General features: G+C 64.9%; 29 protein-coding genes and 1 pseudogene. 13 read left to right on the top strand and 17 right to left on the bottom strand.

The window, feature by feature from the left end; all coding sequences use genetic code 11:
• Positions 1 to 156: 156 nt before the first annotated feature.
• On the bottom strand, positions 157 to 600 hold the full coding sequence (locus tag AKN83_RS02335) for a DMT family transporter (RefSeq protein WP_050401403.1): 444 nt from the start codon (positions 598 to 600) through the stop codon (positions 157 to 159).
• A 161-nt stretch (positions 601 to 761) separates the two neighbouring features.
• Between AKN83_RS02335 and AKN83_RS02330 the strand changes: the two genes are divergently transcribed.
• Positions 762 to 2,384, top strand: coding sequence for an ABC-F family ATP-binding cassette domain-containing protein (locus AKN83_RS02330; RefSeq protein WP_050401402.1), 1,623 nt, complete (start codon positions 762 to 764; stop codon positions 2,382 to 2,384).
• A 56-nt stretch (positions 2,385 to 2,440) separates the two neighbouring features.
• On the opposite strand, the pseudogene AKN83_RS41025 reads toward AKN83_RS02330, so the two are convergent.
• Positions 2,441 to 2,976 (bottom strand): annotated as a pseudogene (locus AKN83_RS41025) (REP-associated tyrosine transposase).
• Positions 2,977 to 3,086: 110 nt separating this feature from the next.
• Positions 3,087 to 3,719 (bottom strand): DapH/DapD/GlmU-related protein, encoded by a 633-nt coding sequence (locus AKN83_RS02325; RefSeq protein ID WP_050401401.1) that lies wholly within the window; start codon positions 3,717 to 3,719, stop codon positions 3,087 to 3,089.
• Between the two features lie 185 nt (positions 3,720 to 3,904).
• Here AKN83_RS02325 and AKN83_RS02320 point away from each other — a divergent pair, with 185 nt between their 5' ends.
• Positions 3,905 to 4,780, top strand: coding sequence for an MBL fold metallo-hydrolase (locus AKN83_RS02320; RefSeq protein WP_050401400.1), 876 nt, complete (start codon positions 3,905 to 3,907; stop codon positions 4,778 to 4,780).
• Between the two features lie 24 nt (positions 4,781 to 4,804).
• On the opposite strand, the gene AKN83_RS02315 is transcribed toward AKN83_RS02320, so the two are convergent.
• From AKN83_RS02315 to AKN83_RS02305, 3 genes are read right to left on the bottom strand one after another with little or no spacing between them, the layout of a single operon-like run.
• Positions 4,805 to 4,996, bottom strand: a complete 192-nt coding sequence (locus tag AKN83_RS02315; RefSeq protein ID WP_050401399.1) for a hypothetical protein — start codon at positions 4,994 to 4,996, stop codon at positions 4,805 to 4,807.
• Positions 4,997 to 5,034: 38 nt separating this feature from the next.
• Entirely contained in the window at positions 5,035 to 5,337 is a 303-nt protein-coding gene (locus AKN83_RS02310; RefSeq protein ID WP_050401463.1) for a PilZ domain-containing protein, read from the bottom strand.
• An 8-nt stretch (positions 5,338 to 5,345) separates the two neighbouring features.
• The gene (locus tag AKN83_RS02305; protein WP_050401398.1) at positions 5,346 to 6,059 is read right to left on the bottom strand and encodes a DUF2336 domain-containing protein; all 714 of its coding nucleotides are present in this window, start codon (positions 6,057 to 6,059) and stop codon (positions 5,346 to 5,348) included.
• Between AKN83_RS02305 and AKN83_RS40415 the strand changes: the two genes are divergently transcribed.
• The 3 genes from AKN83_RS40415 to AKN83_RS02295 all read left to right on the top strand — a co-directional run bounded on the left by AKN83_RS40415 (position 6,049) and on the right by AKN83_RS02295 (position 7,658).
• The gene (locus AKN83_RS40415) at positions 6,049 to 6,411 is read left to right on the top strand and encodes a hypothetical protein (protein ID WP_172803469.1); all 363 of its coding nucleotides are present in this window, start codon (positions 6,049 to 6,051) and stop codon (positions 6,409 to 6,411) included. The genes AKN83_RS02305 and AKN83_RS40415 overlap by 11 nt on opposite strands.
• Positions 6,371 to 7,342 carry an AraC family transcriptional regulator gene (locus tag AKN83_RS02300; RefSeq protein ID WP_244521865.1) on the top strand — a complete coding sequence of 324 codons (972 nt, stop codon included), beginning with the start codon at positions 6,371 to 6,373 and terminating at the stop codon, positions 7,340 to 7,342. Before AKN83_RS40415 ends, AKN83_RS02300 begins: the two co-directional genes overlap by 41 nt.
• Positions 7,343 to 7,412: 70 nt before the next feature.
• The gene (locus AKN83_RS02295) at positions 7,413 to 7,658 is read left to right on the top strand and encodes a PilZ domain-containing protein (protein ID WP_050401397.1); all 246 of its coding nucleotides are present in this window, start codon (positions 7,413 to 7,415) and stop codon (positions 7,656 to 7,658) included.
• Positions 7,659 to 7,748: 90 nt separating this feature from the next.
• On the opposite strand, the gene AKN83_RS02290 is transcribed toward AKN83_RS02295, so the two are convergent.
• On the bottom strand, positions 7,749 to 7,997 hold the full coding sequence (locus tag AKN83_RS02290) for a hypothetical protein (protein WP_050401396.1): 249 nt from the start codon (positions 7,995 to 7,997) through the stop codon (positions 7,749 to 7,751).
• Between the two features lie 150 nt (positions 7,998 to 8,147).
• Here AKN83_RS02290 and AKN83_RS02285 point away from each other — a divergent pair, with 150 nt between their 5' ends.
• Positions 8,148 to 8,825, top strand: a complete 678-nt coding sequence (locus tag AKN83_RS02285; RefSeq protein ID WP_050401395.1) for a nitroreductase — start codon at positions 8,148 to 8,150, stop codon at positions 8,823 to 8,825.
• 244 nt (positions 8,826 to 9,069) lie between these two features.
• Positions 9,070 to 10,233 (top strand): acyl-CoA dehydrogenase family protein, encoded by a 1,164-nt coding sequence (locus AKN83_RS02280; protein ID WP_050401394.1) that lies wholly within the window; start codon positions 9,070 to 9,072, stop codon positions 10,231 to 10,233.
• 147 nt (positions 10,234 to 10,380) lie between these two features.
• On the opposite strand, the gene AKN83_RS02275 is transcribed toward AKN83_RS02280, so the two are convergent.
• Both AKN83_RS02275 and AKN83_RS02270 read right to left on the bottom strand, forming a co-directional pair.
• Entirely contained in the window at positions 10,381 to 12,462 is a 2,082-nt protein-coding gene (locus AKN83_RS02275) for a methyl-accepting chemotaxis protein (RefSeq protein WP_050401393.1), read from the bottom strand.
• A 249-nt stretch (positions 12,463 to 12,711) separates the two neighbouring features.
• Positions 12,712 to 12,963 carry a hypothetical protein gene (locus AKN83_RS02270; RefSeq protein WP_050401392.1) on the bottom strand — a complete coding sequence of 84 codons (252 nt, stop codon included), beginning with the start codon at positions 12,961 to 12,963 and terminating at the stop codon, positions 12,712 to 12,714.
• A 205-nt stretch (positions 12,964 to 13,168) separates the two neighbouring features.
• On the opposite strand from AKN83_RS02270, the gene AKN83_RS02265 reads away from it, so the two are divergent.
• Positions 13,169 to 13,759, top strand: a complete 591-nt coding sequence (locus AKN83_RS02265; protein ID WP_050401391.1) for an NADPH-dependent FMN reductase — start codon at positions 13,169 to 13,171, stop codon at positions 13,757 to 13,759.
• A 99-nt stretch (positions 13,760 to 13,858) separates the two neighbouring features.
• On the opposite strand, the gene AKN83_RS02260 is transcribed toward AKN83_RS02265, so the two are convergent.
• Complete coding sequence (locus tag AKN83_RS02260; protein WP_050401390.1) at positions 13,859 to 14,239, bottom strand: hypothetical protein; 381 nt, start codon at positions 14,237 to 14,239, stop codon at positions 13,859 to 13,861.
• 176 nt (positions 14,240 to 14,415) lie between these two features.
• Here AKN83_RS02260 and AKN83_RS02255 point away from each other — a divergent pair, with 176 nt between their 5' ends.
• On the top strand, positions 14,416 to 15,045 hold the full coding sequence (locus AKN83_RS02255) for a L,D-transpeptidase (RefSeq protein ID WP_244521864.1): 630 nt from the start codon (positions 14,416 to 14,418) through the stop codon (positions 15,043 to 15,045).
• 83 nt (positions 15,046 to 15,128) lie between these two features.
• On the opposite strand, the gene AKN83_RS02250 is transcribed toward AKN83_RS02255, so the two are convergent.
• Positions 15,129 to 16,208 (bottom strand): hypothetical protein, encoded by a 1,080-nt coding sequence (locus AKN83_RS02250; RefSeq protein WP_063695154.1) that lies wholly within the window; start codon positions 16,206 to 16,208, stop codon positions 15,129 to 15,131.
• A gap of 391 nt (positions 16,209 to 16,599) precedes the next feature.
• Between AKN83_RS02250 and AKN83_RS02245 the strand changes: the two genes are divergently transcribed.
• Positions 16,600 to 17,181 (top strand): septal ring lytic transglycosylase RlpA family protein, encoded by a 582-nt coding sequence (locus AKN83_RS02245; RefSeq protein WP_083991884.1) that lies wholly within the window; start codon positions 16,600 to 16,602, stop codon positions 17,179 to 17,181.
• 377 nt (positions 17,182 to 17,558) lie between these two features.
• Positions 17,559 to 17,765 (top strand): hypothetical protein, encoded by a 207-nt coding sequence (locus tag AKN83_RS02240; RefSeq protein ID WP_050401388.1) that lies wholly within the window; start codon positions 17,559 to 17,561, stop codon positions 17,763 to 17,765.
• A 2-nt stretch (positions 17,766 to 17,767) separates the two neighbouring features.
• On the opposite strand, the gene AKN83_RS02235 is transcribed toward AKN83_RS02240, so the two are convergent.
• A complete protein-coding gene (locus AKN83_RS02235) occupies positions 17,768 to 18,496 on the bottom strand; it encodes a class I SAM-dependent methyltransferase (protein ID WP_050401387.1) in 729 nt (242 codons plus the stop codon).
• Between the two features lie 159 nt (positions 18,497 to 18,655).
• Between AKN83_RS02235 and AKN83_RS02230 the strand changes: the two genes are divergently transcribed.
• Both AKN83_RS02230 and AKN83_RS02225 read left to right on the top strand, forming a co-directional pair.
• Complete coding sequence (locus tag AKN83_RS02230) at positions 18,656 to 18,841, top strand: hypothetical protein (RefSeq protein WP_083991883.1); 186 nt, start codon at positions 18,656 to 18,658, stop codon at positions 18,839 to 18,841.
• Between the two features lie 150 nt (positions 18,842 to 18,991).
• Positions 18,992 to 19,513: a DUF1993 domain-containing protein gene (locus AKN83_RS02225; RefSeq protein ID WP_050401386.1), complete on the top strand. Its 522-nt coding sequence runs from the start codon at positions 18,992 to 18,994 to the stop codon at positions 19,511 to 19,513.
• A 128-nt stretch (positions 19,514 to 19,641) separates the two neighbouring features.
• Here the strand turns inward: AKN83_RS02225 and AKN83_RS02220 are convergent, their stop codons facing one another.
• The 5 genes from AKN83_RS02220 to AKN83_RS02205 all read right to left on the bottom strand — a co-directional run bounded on the left by AKN83_RS02220 (position 19,642) and on the right by AKN83_RS02205 (position 21,725).
• Positions 19,642 to 19,878 carry a hypothetical protein gene (locus AKN83_RS02220; protein ID WP_050401458.1) on the bottom strand — a complete coding sequence of 79 codons (237 nt, stop codon included), beginning with the start codon at positions 19,876 to 19,878 and terminating at the stop codon, positions 19,642 to 19,644.
• Positions 19,879 to 20,202: 324 nt separating this feature from the next.
• The gene (locus AKN83_RS40410) at positions 20,203 to 20,376 is read right to left on the bottom strand and encodes a hypothetical protein (protein ID WP_172803468.1); all 174 of its coding nucleotides are present in this window, start codon (positions 20,374 to 20,376) and stop codon (positions 20,203 to 20,205) included.
• A gap of 8 nt (positions 20,377 to 20,384) precedes the next feature.
• Positions 20,385 to 20,615 (bottom strand): DUF6894 family protein, encoded by a 231-nt coding sequence (locus AKN83_RS02215; protein WP_050401385.1) that lies wholly within the window; start codon positions 20,613 to 20,615, stop codon positions 20,385 to 20,387.
• Positions 20,616 to 20,754: 139 nt separating this feature from the next.
• A complete protein-coding gene (locus AKN83_RS02210) occupies positions 20,755 to 21,099 on the bottom strand; it encodes a tRNA-binding protein (RefSeq protein WP_050401384.1) in 345 nt (114 codons plus the stop codon).
• The gene (locus AKN83_RS02205) at positions 21,099 to 21,725 is read right to left on the bottom strand and encodes a LysE family translocator (protein WP_050401383.1); all 627 of its coding nucleotides are present in this window, start codon (positions 21,723 to 21,725) and stop codon (positions 21,099 to 21,101) included. The genes AKN83_RS02210 and AKN83_RS02205 overlap by 1 nt, the downstream gene beginning before the upstream one ends.
• Positions 21,726 to 21,733 lie beyond the last annotated feature (8 nt).

Raw genomic sequence — 21,733 nt, 5'->3', positions numbered from 1 at the left:
ACGAAGAAGGCGGGTGCTTACAGCTAAGCGACGAATCGGCGGGTGTCCACACCCGGAGATGACCCCGGAGGTTGCATCATAACGTCAGTCGCCGCCGGATTCAGCGGGGCTTTCTCATTCAGGGAATCAATCGCGTCGACCGGCTTGTCGATGGCCTCAATCCTTGATCAGCAGCACGCCGCCGATGATCAGCGCGATGCCGGCCAGCCGCGAGAACGATACCGGATGCTGCGTCAGCCCGAACATGCCGAAATGGTCCATCGCGATGCCCGCGATCATCTGACCCGCAACCACCAGCGCCAGCAGGGTCGCGGCGCCGAGCGAGGGCAGCAGCAGGATCATCAGCAGGATGAAGACCCCGCCGAGGATGCCGCCGCTCCAGGCCCACCACGGCACAGCCGAGACCAGCTTCCAGGACGGCACCGGCTCGCGCGTTGCCACCAGCACGACCGCCATCGTCACGAGACCGCCGAGATAGCTGACGAGGCCGGCCCAGGCCGGCGAGTTCAGCGCGGCGCGGAGGTTGCCGTTCAGGACCTGTTGAACGGCCACCGCGATGCCGGCGCCGAGCGCGAGGAGATAGAGAAGCCAGACTTGCATGCGATGCCCCAGAACCGGTCGCCGAACGGTTTCCTGTCATATTCGATCTGCAACGATCGTGGCATGCATTGGCGCGCGGAGCGAAACCCGCGGAATGGGCTTCCACCGGCGTCCGAGATCGAATAAGAGGCCGCAACCCCTTAATTCCCCAATATTTGAGCATGATCCGCCTCGATAACGTCTCCAAGCAAGTCGGCCACCAGATCCTCTTCATCGAAGCCTCCGCGGCGCTCCAGAAGGGCGAGAAGATCGGCCTTGTCGGCCCGAACGGCTCCGGCAAGACCTCGCTGTTCCGGATGATCTCGGGCCAGGATATCCCCGATGAAGGCCAGGTCTCGCTCGATCGCGGCATCTCGATCGGCTATTTCAGCCAGGATGTCGGCGAAATGTCCGGACGCAGCGCGGTCGCCGAGGTGATGGACGGGGCGGGACCCGTCAGCGTGGTGGCAGCCGAGCTTCGGGAACTCGAGGCCGCGATGGCCGACCCCGACAAGGCCGACGAGATGGACGACATCATCGCGCGCTATGGCGAGGTGCAGCATCAGTTCGAGGAACTCGATGGCTACGCGCTCGATGGCCGCGCGCGCGAGGCGCTCTCGGGGCTCGGCTTCAGCCAGGAGATGATGGACGGCGACGTCGGCAAACTCTCCGGCGGCTGGAAGATGCGGGTTGCGCTTGCGCGTATCCTCTTGATGCGGCCCGACGTCATGCTGCTCGACGAGCCGAGCAACCATCTTGATTTGGAAAGCCTGATCTGGCTCGAGCAGTTCCTGAAGGGCTACGAGGGCGCGCTGCTGATGACCTCGCATGACCGCGAGTTCATCAACCGCATCATCAACAAGGTGGTCGAGATCGACGGCGGCCAGCTCACCAGCTACTCCGGCAATTACGAGTTCTACGAGCAGCAGCGCGCGCTGTCCGACAAGCAGCAGCAGGCGCAGTTCGAGCGCCAGCAGGCGATGCTCGCCAAGGAGATCAAGTTCATCGAGCGCTTCAAGGCGCGCGCCTCGCACGCAGCGCAAGTGCAGAGCCGGGTCAAGAAGCTCGACAAGATCGAGCGGGTCGAACCGCCGCGGCGGCGGCAGACCGTGGCGTTCGAATTCCAGCCGGCGCCGCGCTCCGGCGAGGACGTCGTCAGCCTGAAGAACGTCCACAAGGCCTATGGCAGCAAGCGCATTTATGACGGGCTCGACTTCATGATCCGCCGCAAGGAGCGCTGGTGCGTGATGGGCATCAACGGCGCCGGCAAGTCGACACTCTTGAAGCTGGTCGCCGGTTCAACCGAACCGGATGACGGCGCGGTCGCGATCGGCGGCAGCGTCAAGATGGGCTATTTCGCCCAGCACGCGATGGATCTGCTCGACGGCGAGCGCACCGTGTTCCAGTCGTTGGAGGATGCCTTTCCGCAGGCCGGGCAGGGCTCGTTGCGCGCGCTGGCCGGCTGCTTCGGCTTCTCGGGCGACGATGTCGAGAAGAAGTGCCGGGTGCTTTCGGGCGGCGAGAAGGCGCGGCTCGTCATGGCCAAGATGCTGTTCGATCCGCCGAATTTCCTGGTGCTGGACGAGCCGACCAACCATCTCGATCTCGCCACCAAGGAGATGCTGATCAATGCGCTCTCCGAGTTCGAGGGTACGATGCTGTTCGTGTCCCACGACCGGCACTTCCTCGCCGCGCTCTCCAACCGCGTGCTGGAGCTGACGCCCGAGGGTATCCACCAATATGGCGGCGGCTACACCGAATACGTCGCCCGCACCGGCCATGAAGCGCCGGGATTGCGGAGCTAGGATTGCGATCAAGCGCGCCAGTCTTGTAGCCCGGATGCAGCGAAGCGAAATCCAGGTCAGTCCTTCCGCTCGCCAAAGTCGTCGTTGTCTGTCGCTCCGTTGCCGCCCCAATCGGACGGCAATACACCCTGGCGGATGTATCGATGAAGCGACGAGTGCGGCCAGTCCCAGGCGACGAGGCCAGCCGGTGCTTGGCGGGATTGTAATGGATGTTGTCGACGCAACGCTCAAAGTCGCGTTCGTTGCGGACAGTGTGCTCCCAAAACCGCCGCTGCCAGAGGGCGTATTCGCCACGATGATTGGCTGAGAGTGGTGCACCAGCGGCAACCAGCCCGCGAGTGAAGTAGCTCTTGATCTGCCGCCATCGATCCGAGAAGTCGGCATCGCCGGACGGCAAGGTCATCACCGCGTGCAGGTGCTCGGGCAGAATCACAATGGCATCGACCGTGAACGGCTTTTTGCCGCGTGCTGCACGAAATGCAGCACGCAGTAGTTCGATATGATCGACAAGCAACGACGACGACCGGTCTTCCAATGTCACCGTGAAGAAGAACGTTCCGCCTGGCAAGAAGTTACGTCGATAGTGCACCATGCGGATAGATTACCCCGGATTTCGCCTCGCTTCATCCGGGCTACGAAGTCAAATGGCTCTATTCTGTAGCCCGGATGAAGCGAAGCGAAATCCGGGGCAGTCCTAGGGGTTCACGCCCGCCACCGCGCGCAAAAGGCTTCGACGTCGCCGGACTGAAATTCCGGCAGGCGCTCCCAGATGGTCTCGGGCGGCCAGTTCCACCAGGCGATCTGTGATAGCTCGGCCGCGATCTTGCGGCTGAACCGCTCCTTGATCGGCCGCGCCGGGACGCCGCCGACGATGGTGTAGGGCGCGACATCGCGCGAGACCACCGCGCCGGCCGCCAGCACCGCGCCGTCGCCGACGGTGACGCCGGGCAGCACGATCACGCCGTGGCCGATCCAGACGTCGTTGCCAATCACGACGCGGTCCGCGCGCCGGTCGCTGAAGAAGCCATGATCGCGCTCGGCCGTGGCCGCGTAGTATTCGGGGCAGTAGGTGAAGCGATGTTGCGAGGGGCGCTCGACCGGATGGTTGGGCGCGCCGATCCTGACCTGCGCCGCGATCGCGCAGAACCGGCCGATCACGGCATCGGCGACGATGCAACCGCTGCCGAGATAGGAGTAATCGCCGAGCTCGGTGTATTCGATCGCGGTGTCGCCGAGCACTTCGCAGCAGCGGCCGACCTTGACCTCGCGCAGCTTGACCGTCGGCTCGATGACGGTTTCGGCAAGCTTGGGGCGGGAAGGCTTCGGTGCGTTCATAGCGTTGTCCTCGATGCGGCGAGCCGTCTCAGTCGCATGATTTCTATTACGGCGAGATGACAAGGGCAGCAGGCCGAGCGCCGCGCTGCTCGCGGAGCAGTTTGGGCGCATAGCGCACTGCGTGCCGCGCGCCTTGTGGGGTTCGGTCCCGCTCGCTACGCTTCATAAAAAAGCGGGAGTGAAACATGAAGCAGATCAGGATCGGCGACATCACGATCGACGCGGTGATCGAGCGCGAAGGGCCGTGGCGGCGGCCGCAGGATTTCTTCCCGACCTATGACGACGGTGTGTTCAGGCATCATCTGAAGACGATGGAGCCGGAAGTCTTCGACGCCGCGCGCGGCATGATGATGATCACATACCAGACCTTCGTGGTGCGGACGCCGCGCTACACCATCCTGGTCGACACCTGCACCGGCGAGGACAAGGGCCATCCGCCACCGTTCGACTTCCCGGGCAAGGAGCGCTGGCGCAACGAGCTGTTCGCGCTCGGCATCTCCTATGAGCAAATCGATTACGTGTTCTGCACGCATCTGCATATCGATCACACCGGCTGGAACACCACGCTGCGCGACGGGCGCTGGGTGCCGACCTTCCCGAACGCGAAATACGTCTTCCACAAGGGCGAGTATGCGGCCTGGGAGGCCGAGTACGCCAAGGGCGCCAATCCGCCCGGCACGGTGTTTCGCGACAATTGCCTTCCGATCGTCGAGGCCGGGCAGGCGCTGCTGGTCGACGACGACTACGCACTCGACGACACCGTCACGCTGACGCCGACGCCGGGCCATTCGCCCTGCCATTGCTGCGTCAACATCTTCTCGAAGGGGCAGCGCGCCGTGGTCGCCGGCGACTTGATGCACCACGCGATCCAGTGCCGCGAGCCGGAGTGGTCGGCCAAGCCCGACTGGGACCCGAAGCAATCGGCGGTGTCACGGCGAAAGTTCTTTGCATCGGTTGCCGGGACCGACACATTGATCCTGCCGATCCATTTTCCGGCCCCGACCGTCGGCCTGATTAGGGCGGATGGCGACCGCTTCGACTATCGCTTCAAGCGCGAGTAGGGCGCGGCAGTCGGCGGCTCGAGGTCACCGCGTCGTGCTGGTCTGGCGCGGAACTTGGGTTAGAAACCGCTCGAGATCGCTGCAGAGGCGATGGGCAAGCTCCTCGTCGATCTCGAACGTCGCGACGGTGCCGGAACAGTCGATTGCGATGGTGCCGCGTAATGGTGCGGCGGAGACGGCCGATACCGCGATGTTGGTTGCTCTGTGCATGGTCATGTCGTCAACTTTCCTTGATGGCAGGTTGCCGCCAATCCTCATCTCGGAATGACGGCTCGTCCCTTTCGCTTTCGCTCTTCGATGAATCGCACGCCGATCTCGGTGCCGTCGACCCGAACCAGCTCGCAGCGGCGGAACGCCAATCCGCGCGAGGACAACACAAGGAAGAACTCCTGGGCCTTCAGCACATCAAGCGTTCCATCGACCTCGAGTCGGGCACCGCTTTGCGAGACGTCGAGCAGGATGCAGCTTCGCCGCCACGTGCCGTCGACCCCCATGAGGTTGACGGGATGACGCGTCTCGAGCTTGACGCGCTCCGCCCTGCGGTCACCATACGTCATGACGCCACTCATACTGCCTGAACGGGTTTCGCAGCGAGGCCGGCATCGATCGCGGCGCGGATTGCGTCCCGAAACTCGGGGCGTGCACATTTGAGCAATCGGGCCTGCTGGCGCGGCGTGGATCGCTTGATGAGGTCGGCAAGCACGTGGTGAGGCAGGTCCTCGCGCGAAACCAGTGCGGCTGCGATCTCCGCGTCGCGCTCGGCGGCGTCGACCATCATGGCAAGGCCTGCGCTGGTGATGTCGGCGCCAGGATTGCGCGCGAGCGCGCGAAGCACGTTGCCGTCGCCGCGCATCAGCAGAATGTCCGTGAGCTCCTGGTTGACGGCCTTGCGTCCCGCGATCGCGCAGAGATGTCCCTCGGCCCGCATCCAGGCAATGTCGATCAGATCGGCGTCTGGAATGCACTCGCATGTTCGCAGGATCGGAGCGGCAACATCGGCATCGTCATGGTTGGCGAGGCGACGGGCGAGCTCCCGCGGCACCAGATGCAAGTCGGCGAGCGAGCGGCTGAGCGTGGTCAGGGTCCGCAGCTCGACGCTCTCGGTCAGACAGATCAGGATGTCGTCGAACAAACTCACCTGATGCTCGCTGAGGCGGTGAGCGTCGTCGAGAAACAGCCCGGCCACCTCCTGCAGCATGCGCGCGCGGAGGTCCGGGGAACCGGCTCTCAAGATATGGTCGAGCTTGGCAATAAGGTCAGGCGAGGCAATGGCTGTCATTGCGGTCTCTAAAATGTTCCGCGACGGAGAACATCATCGTTCCCGATGTCAATCTGCTCCCCAAATCTTTAATAGGGGTATAGAATTTGATGTGGAGGTTGACCTAGCCGGTGGATATCCTGGCAAACACTATCGAAATTCGGCAGCGGCACTGTTTTGCCAGATTGTCCGGTTCGACCGACGGATCGCATTTTTCTTGATCGAATACTTTGGACGATTCGCATTTTGTGCATGCAATTTATCAATGCGGCCGGCGCGCTATGCGCGGCGTCGGGCGCCAATTTTAGAAATCATTTCGCAGGAGCAGCCATTTGACGGCGCAATTGCTGCTGCCGAGAGTCTTTCGTTTTGACGATGTCGACGCATTCCGGAGTTCGATCCGGGATCTGGATGTTGATTTCACGCCACTCGCACGGAAGATTTCGGCCGAGCAGATCATCCTGAGTTTGCCGGGATGCGAGCTCAACTACACACAGTCGTTCCCGCGGATCGTCGACGCGCAGCTCGCGCGGCATACGACAGCGGTCGGTTTCACGATGGATGACGGCGTTCCGATGCGGTTCAACGGCGTCGAGCGCGATCGTGCGGTGATCGTGCTCGGCGGCGGCGGCGCGTTCTACACCTCGGTGGAGGAGACGCCCCGCCAGTACGTCTCGATGATGTTCACGCCCGAGATTGTCGACCGCGGCTGGCCGGAACCTGGTCTCCATTTCAGCATTCACGAGATCTCTCAGCGCGCGCAGGATCGGCTGCGCGAAGTGGTGAGGCAGGTTCTGCTCGTCACGTCGGATCAGGTCACGATCGCGGAGTTCGCAACGGGCGCGGCGATCAAGGAGACGTTGCTCACCGCAATCGACAACGCGTTCGCCGAGATCGTGCCGGCCAAGTGGACGACGCGGGCCAACACGACGCGCCAGTTCAAGGTCTTCAACGACGCGCGCGCCATCCTGGCTGGCGACGTGGCTCACCCGATCTACAGCGGCGAACTCGCCAGGCAGATCGGCGTGTCGGTGCGCACGCTGCATGATGCGATCCAGCGGTACCGGGGCATCAGCCTGCATCGCTATCTGCGGCTGCGCCGGCTTTGGCTGGTGCGCCAGCAACTCCTTGCAGGTGCGCCCAGCGTCAAGGCCTGTGCGCTGGCCTACGGGTTCTGGCACCTCAGCGATTTTTCGCGGAGCTATCGATCGCAGTTCGGGGAAGCGCCATCGGAGACGCTGGCGGTCTCGCGCCGTGCTGGCGTCGGGCCGGCCGAGCCGGCCGGCGGCAAACACGAATCGTAACAATTCGCCTGAACGGAATCTTAACGGGCGGTTGCGAATCTGTGGGTACGATTCCACCGGAGGCGGCCTGATGCATCCCCGACGATTTGCGCGTGTTCGTCCGACAGGATGCGTCTCCAGCGTGGTCAAGCTCCAGCTCGAACCGAAGGCGCCGCTGATCGAATGCCGGCTGGTGGATTATTCCGCCGGCGGGGCCTGCCTGGAGTTTTCGAAGCCCGTCCAGCTGCCTGAACGCTTCGAGATGTTTCACGGCAACACCCGCAAGCGCGTCCGGCGGGTCTGGAGCAAGGGGGTCCGGGTCGGCGTCTCGTTCTGAGGACACCGGTCAACAACGGCTCGGGCCGCGGCCTGCGCGACCCGATGATCTGTCCCGATTAAAGGGGGCTAAATAAGCGCCGGCGAGGGCTCAGGCGCCGCTCTGGCACTTCTTCATGAACGAGGTCTTGGCCGCACCGGCGAGCTTCTTGCCGTCGGAGCCGACTGCCTTGGTCTCGCAGGCGTCGGTCATGCACTTCTTCATGAACGAGGTCTTGGCCGCGCCGGCCAGCGGCTTGCCGTCCTTGCCGACGGCCTTCGTCTCGCAGGAGGCGTCCTGAGCAAATGCCGAACCGGCGGCAAAGGTCGCGATCACGGCCGCCAAGAAAATCCGCTTCATCTGGGTTCTCCCTAAACCAAACCAGTGGACGGATTGGATATCGGATTCTTGGCTCGATCAAGTTCCCACGGCCGAATTTGTCTATAAAATGCCCGGATAACCGTGAGAAAATTCCGTGTGCAGCGCGGAACAAAATGGGGGAAACGCGGAATGGAATTCGAGACGCTGGTACAGACACGCAAAAGCGTGCGCGGGTTCAAGAAGCAGCCGGTGTCCCGGGCGACCGTCGAAGAGATCATCGAGGTGGCCAAGCGCGCGCCGTCCTCGATGAACACCCAGCCCTGGCACGTCCATGTCCTGACCGGGGCGCCGCTGGAGGAAGTGCGGCGCCGCAACATGGAGGAGATGCTCGCCGGCGCCAAGGCGAAGCGCGACATCGTCAGCCACGGCGAATACCAGGGCGTGCACCGCGGCCGCCAGGTCGACATCGCCAAGAAGTTGTTCGGGGCGATGGGGATCGCCCGCGACGACAAGCCGATGCGGCAGGACTGGGTGCTGCGCGGCTTCCGCCAGTTCGACGCCCCGGTCTCGCTGGTCCTGACCTACGACCGGATCCTCGATCCCGGCGCGGTCTGCCACTTCGACCTCGGCGCGCTCTGCTACGGCATCGTGCTGGCGGCGTGGGATCGCGGCCTCGGCAGCGTGATCAACGGCCAGGGCATCATGCGCTCCGACATCGTGCGCGAGGTCGCCAACATCCCGGAAGACCAGGTGATCATGACCTGCGTCGCGATGGGCTATCCCGACGACAGCTTTGCCGCCAACGCGGTGCGGTCGGACCGCGAGGCCAACAGCGACTTCGTCCGCTATGTCGGCTTTGCCGAGTAGGGCACGCCCGCACCTAGATCGCCTGCTTGCTGCCAAGAACGCCGCGCTGCGTGATCGCTCGGTCGACGCGGCCGCGCGTGCGAGCTCAATTGCGCACGTGCTGACCGCGCCGCGGGATATTGAATTCCGCTTGATGAAACCCCTCGCGCGACAGTGAGTGTGCGCGCGCATTTCCGCTATTCGTGCCGATAAAAAATGCGCTACTGGTTTTGTGAAGCGAAACAGCACATGCGAGGAATCCCAGATGAGCGACGATGAACAGACAGCCATGATCCGCGAGACCGTCGCGAGATTCGTCGATCGCGAACTGATCCCGCTGGAGCCGCAATATCTGAAATCGAAACTGCCCGGCAGCGATCATCCCGAGCTCACCGCAGAGCAGCGCAAGCGGCTGCGCGATGTCTCCAAGGAGCTCGGCCTCTGGGGCCTCGATGCACCCGAGGATCTCGGCGGCCACGATTTGCCGACGCGCACGATGGCCGCGGTGCATGAAGAGCTCGGCCGCAGCTGCGTGCCGTTCGTGCTGCCCCCGGATTCGCCGAACCTGCGCATGCTGCAGGCGGTCGGCACCGACGCGCAGAAGAAGAAATATCTGCAACCCTATATCGAGGGCCGGATGGCGTCGGCGATCGCGATCTCCGAGCCCGGCGCCGGCGGCGATCCCGCGGGTATGAAGACGCGCGCGGTGCTCGAAGGCGAACAGTGGGTGCTGAACGGCCGCAAGATCTGGATCAGCAATGCGCGCGCCGCCGACTTCATCATCGTGATGGCGCGCGTGGGCAGCGACCAGCGCCAGGGCGGCATCACCTCCTTCATCGTCGAGAAGGGCACGCCGGGCTTCATCATCGAGCGCGAGATTCCGATGGTCGGCGGCGGCTCGACCTACGAGATCGTGTTCGAGGACTGCCGCATGCCGAAGGACTCGGTGCTGGGCGAGGTCGGCAAGGGCTATGCGCCGATGCAGCTGCGGCTGCGCACGCGGCGGCTCGAGATGGGGTCGACCTGCGTCGGCATCACCAAGCGCGCACTCGACATGATGTGCGAGCACGCCAAGCAGCGCGAGACCTTCGGCGTCAAGCTCGCCGAGCGCCAGGCGATCCAGTGGTGGATCGCCGACATTTCCACGCGCATGCACGCCTGCCGGCTGATGGTGCGCGAAGCCGCGGACAAGACCGATCGCGGCGAGGACATCCGCCACGAGGCCTCGATGATCAAGGTGTTCGCAACCGAGATGGCCTATGACGCCTGCGACCACGCCATGCAGACGCTCGGCGCGCTCGGCGTGACGCTGGAGTTGCCGCTGAACGCGCTCTGGCAGAAGGCCCGCCTGATGCGGGTGTATGAAGGCCCGAGCGAGGTCCATCGCCAGGCGATCGCCCGCCGCGTGCTCGGGTTGCGGGGAGGTTAGAGAGCCGCGAGGTTCTTAACATCATTGCGAGAAGCGACAGCGACGAAGCAGTCCACGCCTCCACTTGCGGCATGATGGATTGCTTCGCTGCGCTCGCAATGACGCGGACAAAACCGTGGCCGTTCCGCGAGCGGCGCGGCCCCGCGACTACGCCGCCCGCACGTCCGACAGGAAGCGGTTGACCTGACCGGCGAGGTCCTTGGACTGCGTCGATAGCTGCTCGGCGGCGCCCAGCACCTGGGTTGCCGCCGCGCCGGTGTCGTCGGCGGCGCGCTGCACGCCGGAGATGTTGGAGTTGACCTCCTGGGTGCCGCGCGCGGCTTCCTGGACGCTGCGCGAGATCTCCTTGGTCGCCGAGCCCTGCTCCTCGATCGCGGCGGCAATCGCAGTGCCGATCTGGTCGATCTCGGTGATGACGTCGACGACGCTGCGGATCGCGGTCACGGTCTCGTCGCTCGCGGTCTGGATCGCGGTGATCTGCTCGGAGATTTCCGTGGTCGCCTTCGCGGTCTGGCCGGCCAGCGACTTCACCTCCGAGGCGACGACGGCAAAGCCGCGGCCAGCCTCGCCGGCGCGGGCCGCCTCGATGGTGGCGTTGAGCGCGAGCAGGTTGGTCTGCGCCGCGATGCTCTGGATCAGCGTCACGACATCGCCGATCTTCTGGGCGCCCTCGGCCAGCGAGCGCGCGGTGTCGCCGGTGCGCCGGGCATGATCGACGGCGCGCGCGGCGATCTCTGTCGAGGTCGCGACCTGGCGGGCGATCTCCGAGATCGAGGAGGTCAGCTCCTCGGTCGCGCTCGCCACCGTCTGCACGTTGGTCGAGGTCTGATCCGACGCCGCGGCGACGACCGCGGCCTGGCGGTTGGTGGCGGCCGCGGTGGCCGACATCGATTGCGCGGTGTCCTCCATCACCGATGAGGCCGCGGACAGTCCGCCGACCAGTTCGGTGACCTTGGCTTCGAACGCGCGGGTCAGATCGTCGAGCACGCGGGCGCGGCGCATCTTGACGTCGCTCTCGGCTTCCTTCTCGGACGCGAGGCGATCGGCTTCGATCCTGTTGTCCCTGAACACCTGCACGGCGGCGGCCATCGCCCCGATCTCGTCGTTGCGTGCGGCGCCCGGGATCGCCTCGGCGACGTCGCCCGCGGCAAGGCGCGACATCCGGCCGGTGAGGGCGGCAATCGGGCTCAGGATTCGGCGGCGGACCACGACGATAAGGCCGGCGCTGACGGCGATGACCGCGAGCAGCCCGATCAGGGCAATCACGAAGCTGAGGCGCGCCGACGAATAGGCGTTCGCTAGCACTTGCTCGGCATTCTCGTAGAACGCTTCGCGCACGGTGATGATGGCGGCGAGGCCGACCTGGGACTCCGGATAGTAGGCGTCGAGATCCTGCTCATACTTGCCGGTTACTGCGCCTTCCTTGGCGAACTTCAGCGCCTTGCCGAACCGCTCGACATAGTCGGCCTGCATCTTGCCGAGCGCGGTCATGACGTTCGCCGGCGTCGCCGGATTGTTGCGCAGCTCCAGCAACGTCGAGAGGATCTGCTCGGTGCGGCCGGTCGAGCGATAGAGCTCCATCTTCTCCTGATCGGTCGCAACGCGCTTGGCGCCGACCAGCGCCTTGTGCAGGCTGGCGTTGAGGCCGCCGATGTCGCGCAGCGTCCAGGCGACGTTGGCGTAGCTGGCCTGGCGATAGGCATTGCCGTCGAGGCCGGCGAGGCGGCGCACCTGCTCGTCGAGCAGCGCGGTGACCCCGGCATTGAACACGGAATTGTCGGCGACGATCTTGCCGGCCGCCGCGCGGCGCGCATCGGCCGGTCCGGCGATCGCAGCCGCAATGGCGTCGCGCAGTCCGCCAAACTTCGCCTTCAGCGAGTCGATCTCGCGCGCGACGGCCTCGCCGTCGTCGAGCGATCCCGGCAGGGTGGCGCGCACCTGGTTGACCTTGGCCAGCGCGCCGTCGGTCAGGTGGCGCTGACGGTCGAGTTCTGCGACCTGCTTCGGATCGATCGTGGCCCCGCCAAGCAGCAGGTTGGTAGCGTAGCCGCGCTCGGGGTTCATGTAGCGCGGGATGTCGCCGACGGCGCGGACGATCTCGAGCCGGCTCTGCGCGGTCGAGACCTTGTCCATGGTCTGGTACTTGGTCACCGCGACATAGGCCGCCAGGCCGCCGCCGACCGCGGACAACGAGACGATCGCGGCCGTCAGGAGAGTACCGATTTTCATGAGATGCGCGCCATTTCTTGACGGAAGAGGAGGGGCCTCAACCGTACCGGGCGCGCATTAAGCTTGGGTTTATGATACGGGAGCCGTGGGTGGCGCGGCCGGCATCCCGATTGTCGTTCCTGCGAACAGAGACCCATAACCACAGGGGCGTGTTGTTGGAGAGCGCTGTGCCCCCCGCGTCGTGCGATCATCACCTTCGGTGGTTATAGGGTCCTTGCTTTCGCAAGACGACACCGGACGGCGCGACGGTCAGTGCTCGTCGTCGTCCGCTCTCTTGGTCGTGGCGCGGTGTTGGGTTGAGCCATTGGAGCCCGCTTCCCCGCAGGGAAGCTGGTTCCAGGTGCCGTCAGGGGCCTGCTGGTAGGCCTGGCAGCCGCTCGGGGTGGCGGTGGCGGACTTCTCGTCGGCCTTCTGCCGCTCGGCACCCTTGCCGAGCGCCGGTGTGGCAATGGCGGCGATGGCCGCGAGCGAACCTGCAAAAACCAGCCTTGCGATCGGCATGTCGGGGTCTCCTTTCTCGAAGCGACGACATATCCAGAAAACAAATCTGGCGATTTTTGGCCATCGCGGCGAGCCTGCGACCAATTGCTTAACCGCCGGGAAAATACCCCGCGTATGGCGGTTAACGTCTGCGGCGCCGGGCGGCGCCGGGTCAGCGCGCCAAGGTCGCGGGACGGCAGTCGCTGCGCCGTGGTAGGATCGCGCCATGACCCACCGCATTCTCGTTTTCTACGGCTCCTATCGTTCGGATCGCATGGGCATCCGCCTGGCGCATTTCGTCGTCGACGGCTTTCGCGCGCGCGGCGACGATGTCGAATTGATCGACGCCAAGGAGGTCGGCCTGCCGATGCTCGACCGGATGTACAAGGAACATCCGAAGGGCCAGGCGCCGGCCGCGCTTGAGACGCTCGCCGGAAAGATCCGTGACGCCGACGGCTTCCTGTTCGTCACAGGCGAATACAATTGGGGCATTCAGCCCGGCCTGAAGAACCTGACCGATCATTTCCTCGAGGAATGGTTCTGGCGTCCGGCGGCGATCGCAAGCTATTCGGCGGGGCGGTTCGCCGGTGCGCGGGCTGCGACCGCCTGGCACGGCACGCTGTCGGAGATGGGCATGGTGGTGGTGTCGAGCACGATCAGCGCGGGGCCGATCGCGCAAACTCTCTCGGCCGAAGGCAAGCCGATCGGCGAGGGCGGCAAGTCTCTCGAACGCGCCTTCCCACGCTTTGCCGACGACTTCACCTGGTGGATCGAAGCCGCCAAGGCGCAGCGGGCGCGCAAGGCGCCACCATACTGAGCGCAGGTCTTGCTGAGCGCAGGTCTTGGTCGGGCTGACGATCTCGCTCCGATCGGGCTCGCCGCATTGCGTGCGGGACAGCTTCGCGCGAAAGCGCTTCTACTCCTTGCTCCTGATGTAGCCCGCGAGCCGCGCCTTCTGGTCGCTGCACCAGGTCGTCATGCCGATGCGGCGCTGGTCGAGGTCGGTGGTCTGGGTCGCGATCGCGACTTCGGTCATCAGGTCGTCGGCCTGCTTCTCGCCCATTTTGCCGCCGGTGTGCATGTAGGCGATCGCCTTGCGCACCTGTTCGGTGGTGCCGTCGGGCAGGTGCATGTCCTGTGCGCGCTGCACGAGGTCCTGATAGACCAGATCGGTGCCGGGGCACTCGACCTTGGCGGCAAAGGCCTGCAGCACCATCGTGACATAGGCCGCTCGCGGGTCGGCATGGGCCGGGTTAGCCGCGACGATCAGGCCGCCGATCAGCAGGGCGTAACGCATCGAATTCCTCCCGGTGTTTTAGCCATTTTGTGGCAAGGCTAGCGTCCGCGGCAACCGACTGCAACCGTAAGGACACACTTGCCGAAGGAACCGATCAAACAGCCGTGTTCCAGTTCGAGCTGCCACGATTTCAGCACGATTTCGGCAGCAAGTGCCACAAGTTGACGCAGGGGAGAATGATCGTGTCGAAGTTGGGGCTTGCTGCGGTGCTGGTGGGTTCGCTTGCGCTTGGCGGCTGCATGCAGGCGACGCTGTCGCCGGTGACGGATGCCGCGATGACGCCGCGCGATCGGCAATTGCTGGCGCATCCGCCTTATGCGGAGGCCAAAATTCCGGATCAGTTCCAGCGCCACATTGTCGATTACACGCGCAAGGAGCAGCCGGGCTCGATCCTGGTCGATACCGACGCGCGCTACCTCTATTACGTGTTGCCCGGCGGCAAGGCGATCCGCTACGGCGTCGCCGTCGGCGAGGAGGCGATGGCGTTCTCCGGCGTGGCCACGGTCGGCCGTCTGGCGGAGTGGCCCGATTGGGTCCCGACCCAGGATATTCAGGAGCGGCTGGGGCCGTATCCGAAGCGTGTCGCCGGTGGACCGGCCAATCCGCTCGGTGCCCGCGGCATCTACCTCTACCAGGGAAACAAGGACACGCTGTACCGCATCCACGGCACCAACCAGCCCGAATATATCGGGCAGGCGATCTCGTCGGGCTGCATCCGCATGAACAACGCGGACGTGATCGACCTCTACCAGCACGTCAAGCCGGGCGCGACCGTGGTCGTGCTGCCGCCGGGACAGAGCGCGTAATTCGCCTATAGAGATGTAGGGGCGCCGATCGCGTGTCATCGCGATCGGCGCCCCTTTTCTTTCACCCGTCCGTCAGCTGGTCGTCAGCGCAGCGGCATCGGCGGTCGAACCACGGGGCCGTCATCATCGGCATCGACAACAGAGGACTGCTGCGGCTGAACCGGCCGCGGTGCTACCGTCTGCGGCGCGGCCGCGACTGGCGCCGGCAGCGGGGCCGCTGATGATGCAGCCGGCGGCGGCGGGATGTAGGCCTGTGCCGGCGGGTACGACCGGCGCACCGGCGGTGGAGCGGCAGCCGCCCGTGGCGCCGCAGGCGGCGGTGCGATCGCGGCGCGCGGGCGCGGCGCAACCGGCCGCGGTTCGACGGCCCTCGTCTCGGTGGTCCGTGCGACCCGCTGCGTCAACTGATCCTGGCTCGCCTTTAGCTGATCGATGCTGGTCTTGAGCTGCTCGATCTGCTGTCCCATCGACGCGAGATCGCGCGCCATCGACTGCAGCAATTGCGTTTGGTCAGGTGCGGTTGCGGCTGCTGCGGCCGGGGCGGCAGCTGCAACCGGCGCCGCTGCGGCAGCGGGTGCAGCAGCAGGAGCGGGCGCGGCTGTGGCGACGTCCTGCGGCGGAGCCGCCGGAGCAGCCTCAGCCGGCTGATCCGCGGCAGCCGCCTGCACGGGCGGGCTCGCCTGATCGGCAGCGGGAGTAGCCTTGCCCGGCAGCAGCGACGTCAGCGCCTCGACCTGCGGCACGTACTCCGCCACCATTTGCTTGACGCGATGCCCGTAGTGTTGCCACGCCGCGGTGCCCATGGCGCCGACGATCGCGAACATGAACCAGAAGGCGCGGATCGCCCATTTGCTGGTCGGACGCGGCGCGCGCTCCAGCCTGATGTCGTCCAGCCTGCCGTCATGGCTCGCAGTGCTGTATTCCGGCGTGGCCGGCGGCGCCGACACTGGTATCGGCGTCACCGGTGGCACCGAGGCGATCGTGGCGGCGGGCGCGACCTGTGGCGCGGCAGAGGGCGCGAGGCTCGGGCCGAACCATGGCTCGCGCGGCCCTGCCTTGCCGGCAGGTGCCGGCGCAGTGGCGCTGTCCGGGCGTGCCGGTGCGAAGCTAGGTTCGATCGCGAAAATGTCGTGCGGATCTGCGTCTTTCAGTGTCGATTGCATGGCGGTCCCCGTTTCAGTCCAAGGTCAACCGCAAATGGGCGGCCGGCAATTTGAGCTCTGTATTGACCCTCTGGTCCACCCCTGGCCCTGTCCCCACGACTCCAGTCCGGTTTGACCAAAGCAAGGCGAGAGGGTGGAGAGGTTGGGGAGTTTCGGGAACAAAACCGGGAGCCGAGGGAGCGGGCGCCGACCGGCGCGCCCGGGGATGCTCGGGGATCGCATTGCCGGGTGAATCTCCACGGTTGTGTGGCGCATCCACCACACCGGAGGGGAAATCGGGCTGTCTGTGGTGCGTCTGGCCGCGCTCCGCCTCCGTTCCGCCCCGATTGGATTCGGCGATGCGGGTGTTGGATTTTCGGCTTGGGCTGGGGGCGCAAGTTGGGGGTGCAACATGTCACGCGACGATGCAGTCATCTCTTACGTCGGCGTCAACCGCAGCGCGCGCGGCGCTGCGCCTCCGATCCTGTTTTCGCATGCCCCAAAGCCGTTGCGGCTGTTCGCCGTCGTGATCGGCGCTGCGTCACTTGCTGCCTGTGCGCAGTCCTCGGTCGTCAGCCAGCGTTCGCAGGCGCTCGCGAGCCGGTCGGCATCGGCCGAGCCGGTCCGGGCTGCGTCATCGGCGCCGCGCGCACATGTCGCAACCGCGCGCAAGCACACGCCTTACGCCGCACGCAAAAGCGGCAGCACCAGGATTGCATCGCAGGGCGTCGCGAGCTTCTACAGCGACGAGCAGGAGACCGCGAGCGGCGAGAAATTCAACGCGCACGAACTGACCGCCGCGCATCCGACACTGCCGTTCGGCACCAAGCTGCGCGTCACCGACGTCAAGACCGGTCGCTCGGTCACGGTGCGTGTCAATGACCGCGGGCCTTACGTTCCCGGGCGCATCGTCGATGTCTCGTATTCTGCCGCACAGTCGCTCGGCATGATCGGCAAGGGCGTCGCGAATGTCAGGCTCGACGTGGTGCAGTGAGCCGCGCCGCAAGCCGGGTTCGGGAATTTTGCCGGGTGGATCGGGAAAAAGTCCCGGCTCTGCGCGCGCTTTAATCCTGTTGTCCGAACGCTAGCCGCAAATAGAATTGTCGCCGCTACTTCCTCGCGCTCGCCTTTTCAAGGCGCGTGGATTTCTACCCAATGAACTTCTGCCCCGCCTTGGCGTCCCACCGAGGCGGGTTTTCTTCTTTGCGCGCCGAGTGCGCCAAGCACGCGCTCGATATGCCGACCTTGATGGGTAAGTTGAGCTAGCCGCGACCGTACGTTGCGCTGTGCGCTATCCGGCGCCTGTGCTTCCATCAAATTGTCATGCTGCCGGCGAATTGCGGCCCAACGCCGCTGCCAACACACCGCCGAATGGATGACGTCGGCGAGGGACAAGCGTTGGCCTACAAGATGATCGCAGAACGCGAGAACGAAACGGTCAGGATCGAGCGGGAGAGCACCTTCATCATCATCGCCAAGGCCAAGGTCTGGGCGAGCGAGGGATGGCAGGTGGTGATCACCGACAAGGACGGAAAATCATACCCGCCGGAGGAATTCGACAAGCTGCTCGCGGCATAGTGCTAGCGCTGCGCCGACACCAGCAGCATCATCGGTCGCTCCAGTTCGTCGGCGAGTTCCGGCATCGCCTTGATCTGCTCCCGCGTCGGGGAGAATTCCTCGACATGGCGAAGCGTGAAGCCGGCGCCAATCAGCGCGTTCAGCGTGGTGCCGATGGTGCGATGATATTTCAGCACGCCGTTGACGTACCAATCCGTCCGGCGTTCGCCCTCGATGAAGTAGCGGTTGACCGGCCAGGTCTTGCGGCCGTTCTGGTCCAGTCCCCAGTCGGGATGGGCGGCTGCCATGTAGATCGGATGCTCGATGGTGAAGACCAGATGTCCCTCCGGGACCAGCGTGCGATAGAGCATGCGCGCCAGCCGATCGAAGTCCCTGATGTAATGGAAGGTGAGCGCGCTGTAGGCGAGATCGAAGGTGGCCTTCGGCAGCTCCAGCGTCTCGAGGTCGGCGATTTCGTAAGTGACGGCCGGATCCTGCGTCATCGCCGTGGCGCGCGCGATCATGTTCTGCGACAGGTCGACGCCGAGCACGCCCGAGGCGCCTTGCTCGCGCATCCAGCGCGACACCCAGCCGAAGCCGCAGCCGAGATCGACCACGCGCTTGCCTGAAATGTCGGGCAGCATGGCGCGGATCGCGGGCCATTCGGGCGCCCCGCGCAGCCCGCGAACCTGCCGCGGTAGCTGGCTGTAGCCGGCGAAGAAGGTGGGATCGTCATAGATGTTCTGGGCCATGGCTCAGCCAAGTCAGGGCAGCGACGGAATTCGTCTCTCTGTAACCGCCGCCGCGGCACGTGGGAACCGCTGATTGTGCAGTGCCCGGCTGAGCGGCTGGAACCAGACACGGCTTTCGGCGGTTTTTGATGTCAGCAGTCGACAGCCGAGGAGAGCGTCATGATAGCCGAGATGCAGATCCACACCATCGCGCGGCAGATGCTGCTGAGGCACGGTCCCGAGGCGATCGCCCAGGCCGCGCAGAACGCGGTGGCCTGCGAGCGCAAGGGTGAGACCGAAGACGCCCGCGACTGGCGTCATATCGAGGACGCGCTGAAGATGATGCGCGGGCCGCACCAGAGCTGACGGCGGAAGCCGCAACACCTGATCGGGTGATCCGGCGCGGCGCGCTGGACTCATCGACTTGCGAATTCCCTGTTCTGCTTGCCTTCTCGGGAAATTCCGGGAACTCTGTTCCCGCAAGCAGCAGACAAATTCTGTTAGGGGGAATTCGCCATGACCTTTTCACTCTACGACGCGACCGTTGCCAACTATCTGCAGATCCTCGGCGCCGTCTCGGGCTTTCTCGACAAGAGCCTTGCGCACTTCAAGGACAACGGCATCGATCCGGCCGAGATCGTCGAGACCCGGTTGTTTCCGGACATGTTGCCGTTCCGCTTCCAGGTGGTCTCGCTCGCCCATCACTCCCGCGGCGCGATGGAAGCCGCCAGGAACGGCGTGTTTGTCCCGCCGTCCGGCAAGCCCGATTTGGACTTCGCCGCGCTGCAGGCGCTGGTGAAGGATGCGCACAGCGAATTGTCGGCGCTGACGCGGGACGCCGTGAATGTGCTGGTCGGGCGCGAAGTGACGTTCAGGGTCGGCGACCGGTCGATGCCGTTCACGGCCGAGGGATTCCTGATGTCGTTCTCGCTGCCGAACTTCTTCTTCCACTCGACCACCGCCTACGACATCCTCCGCCACAAGGGCGCGCCGCTCGGCAAACGTGACTTCATTGGCCGGTTGAACATGAAGAAGTGATCGGCCGCGCGCCGCCGACTGGTCTTGTTGAGGCGGCGACCTCAGCCGCTATGCGCAGCAAGGCCAGGACCGCGCGCCGACCGGCGCGGTCAACAGACTCCGAAGCCTGCCGGTGCTAGCCGGCCCTGCTAGCCGGCCCTGCGCCACCGCGGCACAGGATCGAGCGGCGTCCGGTAGAGCTCGCGCCGGTCGATGTCGGTGACGCGCACGGCGCAGCCGCGCGCCTTCAACTCCGGCTTGACCTGCGACAGCTCGTTGGCGAGCTGATCGGCGCGATCGGAAGCGAGGTTGATGTTTTCGAGGATGATCGTTCCTTGATTGCGGAACTCGTCCCCCACCACGAGATCGAAGGTGTAGTACGGCATTCCGAAGTTCTCCGTTTCGGTTTGCATCACAGGGTAACACTGAGTCGTGCATTCCCTAAGATGCATCGCGCACAATCGTCGAGCGATCGGCGCAAAAACGATGTGCAGCGTATCAGGCACGATGAACGATGAAGCTGCGCTGCACGGCGAAGGAGTTCTGCCACCCAGCTCACCGCCATGCCGTTAAGATTTGATTAAAACTGTCGTCGCAAGCTTGGGAGCAAGTGGAATTGCGGCGGAACCGGACTCCGGGAACCGGCACTCGCAGGAGAAGGCCGGTGGCGTAACGCCCATCGGCCTTTTCTCGTCGCTCAAGCCCTTGGACTAGTCGCGCAGGATCGCCTGACGCCTGGCGCGGCATTTCGGACCCGGCCCGCGCATGTAGTACAGTTCGGGGCGATAGGGGTTGACGACACCCTCGATCAGCGCGACGCAGCGCGCAACGAGGCGGGCGACGCGCCGCCGCAAGGGCTGCAGGGCGAGTTCCATCGGATTCATGGCACGCCTCAGTGCAATTCGCCGAGGATGGCGGTGAACGGCAGCTCGAAGATCTCGGTACCGATATCGTCGGTGACGTGGACCGCCCAGTTGCGCCAGTCTTCCACACTCGGTGTCATGACAAAGCTGCGCGCCAGCTGCTCCGCGTGCACCCGCACCTCCGAAAAATCCATCGCGGCGCCGATACGATCCATGATGACGTGCTTGTCGTCGGAGCAGTGAAAGTAAACTGCAGACATCTTCCGATTCCCATGCCGAAGCGATTCTCGTGTGCTGGCATAGCAGCGCGCGCGGGCAGTTAGAATCCGGGTGATCCCCCATCGGTAAACTACGGGGAATCCAGAGGATTTGAATCACGCGGCCGTGATCGGGGCGAAGTCAGTAGATCGGCTCGCCGACTGCCACCTCGCTCCGCGGGCCGAGCACGATCACCTGGCCGCCGGCGCTCTTCGCGCCCAGGATCAGCAGTTCAGAGGTGAAGCCGGCGATGTTCTTCGGCCCGAGATTGCAGATGCACACCACCAGCGAGCCGACGAGCGCCGCCGCCTCATAATTCGTGATCTGCGCGCTCGACCACATGATCCGCCCGGCGCCGACATCGACGCCGACCTTGTAGGAGGGATTGCGGGCGCGTGGAAACGGCTGCACCTCGAGCACCTTGCCGATCCTGATGTCGAGGCGGGCGAAGTCGTCGTAGCTGGCTTGTGGCTTGAGCGGCGACATCAGCGCTCCTGAAACGCGAGGCGGATGCCGAGCGCGATGTAGATGGTGCCGACCACGCGGCCCTGCCACTGGCCTATGCGGCGATGCTGCCGGATCCACGGGCTGATCTGGCCGGCGGCGAGCGCGAGCAGCGAGGTGTAGGCCGCGCTCATCGCGACGAACATCAGGCCGAGGGTCGCGAACTGCGCCACGGCCGAGCCGTGGCCGGGATGCACGAACTGCGGCAGGAAGGCGAGGAAGAACAGCGCGGTCTTCGGGTTGAGCATTTCCGCCCAGATCGCCTGCCGGAACGCACGCCGCGGATCGACCGGCTGTGCCGTCGGCAGATGCAGGTCGTGGTTTTTCTCGAACAAGGCGCGCACGCCGAGCACGATCAGGTAGATCACGCCGGCATATTTGACGATCGAGAACGCCAGCGCCGAGGTCATCAGCACGGCCGACAGACCGAACGTCGCCATCGCGGTGTGGACGAGGTCTCCGAGCGCGATGCCGAACCCGGTCGCGACGCCGACGCGTGGTCCGCCGGTGATCGATCGCGCGAGCACAAGCAGCACGGCCGGCCCAGGGATCAGGAACAGGCCGAGCACGACAGCGGCGTAGGTGAGGAGGGTGGTGATGTCGATCATGAGTAATG

The organism is Bradyrhizobium embrapense (genome assembly GCF_001189235.2).
In the GTDB taxonomy this organism is placed as follows: domain Bacteria; phylum Pseudomonadota; class Alphaproteobacteria; order Rhizobiales; family Xanthobacteraceae; genus Bradyrhizobium; species Bradyrhizobium embrapense.
The sequence above is the reverse complement of the archived record's forward strand: the minus strand, read 5'-3'. Positions and strand labels throughout refer to the sequence as shown.

Excerpts from the sequence above, each read along its gene's own strand:
- AKN83_RS02335 (WP_050401403.1), bottom strand. The coding sequence starts at position 600 with ATGCAAGTCTGGCTTCTCTATCTCCTCGCGCTCGGCGCCGGCATCGCG.
- AKN83_RS02330 (WP_050401402.1), top strand. The coding sequence starts at position 762 with ATGATCCGCCTCGATAACGTCTCCAAGCAAGTCGGCCACCAGATCCTC.
- AKN83_RS02325 (WP_050401401.1), bottom strand. The coding sequence starts at position 3,719 with ATGAACGCACCGAAGCCTTCCCGCCCCAAGCTTGCCGAAACCGTCATC.
- AKN83_RS02320 (WP_050401400.1), top strand. The coding sequence starts at position 3,905 with ATGAAGCAGATCAGGATCGGCGACATCACGATCGACGCGGTGATCGAG.
- AKN83_RS02315 (WP_050401399.1), bottom strand. The coding sequence starts at position 4,996 with ATGACCATGCACAGAGCAACCAACATCGCGGTATCGGCCGTCTCCGCC.
- AKN83_RS02310 (WP_050401463.1), bottom strand. The coding sequence starts at position 5,337 with ATGACGTATGGTGACCGCAGGGCGGAGCGCGTCAAGCTCGAGACGCGT.
- AKN83_RS40415 (WP_172803469.1), top strand. The coding sequence starts at position 6,049 with ATGGCTGTCATTGCGGTCTCTAAAATGTTCCGCGACGGAGAACATCAT.
- AKN83_RS02305 (WP_050401398.1), bottom strand. The coding sequence starts at position 6,059 with ATGACAGCCATTGCCTCGCCTGACCTTATTGCCAAGCTCGACCATATC.
- AKN83_RS02295 (WP_050401397.1), top strand. The coding sequence starts at position 7,413 with ATGCATCCCCGACGATTTGCGCGTGTTCGTCCGACAGGATGCGTCTCC.
- AKN83_RS02290 (WP_050401396.1), bottom strand. The coding sequence starts at position 7,997 with ATGAAGCGGATTTTCTTGGCGGCCGTGATCGCGACCTTTGCCGCCGGT.
- AKN83_RS02285 (WP_050401395.1), top strand. The coding sequence starts at position 8,148 with ATGGAATTCGAGACGCTGGTACAGACACGCAAAAGCGTGCGCGGGTTC.
- AKN83_RS02280 (WP_050401394.1), top strand. The coding sequence starts at position 9,070 with ATGAGCGACGATGAACAGACAGCCATGATCCGCGAGACCGTCGCGAGA.
- AKN83_RS02275 (WP_050401393.1), bottom strand. The coding sequence starts at position 12,462 with ATGAAAATCGGTACTCTCCTGACGGCCGCGATCGTCTCGTTGTCCGCG.
- AKN83_RS02270 (WP_050401392.1), bottom strand. The coding sequence starts at position 12,963 with ATGCCGATCGCAAGGCTGGTTTTTGCAGGTTCGCTCGCGGCCATCGCC.
- AKN83_RS02265 (WP_050401391.1), top strand. The coding sequence starts at position 13,169 with ATGACCCACCGCATTCTCGTTTTCTACGGCTCCTATCGTTCGGATCGC.
- AKN83_RS02260 (WP_050401390.1), bottom strand. The coding sequence starts at position 14,239 with ATGCGTTACGCCCTGCTGATCGGCGGCCTGATCGTCGCGGCTAACCCG.
- AKN83_RS02255 (WP_244521864.1), top strand. The coding sequence starts at position 14,416 with ATGATCGTGTCGAAGTTGGGGCTTGCTGCGGTGCTGGTGGGTTCGCTT.
- AKN83_RS02250 (WP_063695154.1), bottom strand. The coding sequence starts at position 16,208 with ATGCAATCGACACTGAAAGACGCAGATCCGCACGACATTTTCGCGATC.
- AKN83_RS02245 (WP_083991884.1), top strand. The coding sequence starts at position 16,600 with ATGTCACGCGACGATGCAGTCATCTCTTACGTCGGCGTCAACCGCAGC.
- AKN83_RS02240 (WP_050401388.1), top strand. The coding sequence starts at position 17,559 with ATGGATGACGTCGGCGAGGGACAAGCGTTGGCCTACAAGATGATCGCA.
- AKN83_RS02235 (WP_050401387.1), bottom strand. The coding sequence starts at position 18,496 with ATGGCCCAGAACATCTATGACGATCCCACCTTCTTCGCCGGCTACAGC.
- AKN83_RS02230 (WP_083991883.1), top strand. The coding sequence starts at position 18,656 with ATGATAGCCGAGATGCAGATCCACACCATCGCGCGGCAGATGCTGCTG.
- AKN83_RS02225 (WP_050401386.1), top strand. The coding sequence starts at position 18,992 with ATGACCTTTTCACTCTACGACGCGACCGTTGCCAACTATCTGCAGATC.
- AKN83_RS02220 (WP_050401458.1), bottom strand. The coding sequence starts at position 19,878 with ATGCCGTACTACACCTTCGATCTCGTGGTGGGGGACGAGTTCCGCAAT.
- AKN83_RS40410 (WP_172803468.1), bottom strand. The coding sequence starts at position 20,376 with ATGAATCCGATGGAACTCGCCCTGCAGCCCTTGCGGCGGCGCGTCGCC.
- AKN83_RS02215 (WP_050401385.1), bottom strand. The coding sequence starts at position 20,615 with ATGTCTGCAGTTTACTTTCACTGCTCCGACGACAAGCACGTCATCATG.
- AKN83_RS02210 (WP_050401384.1), bottom strand. The coding sequence starts at position 21,099 with ATGTCGCCGCTCAAGCCACAAGCCAGCTACGACGACTTCGCCCGCCTC.
- AKN83_RS02205 (WP_050401383.1), bottom strand. The coding sequence starts at position 21,725 with ATGATCGACATCACCACCCTCCTCACCTACGCCGCTGTCGTGCTCGGC.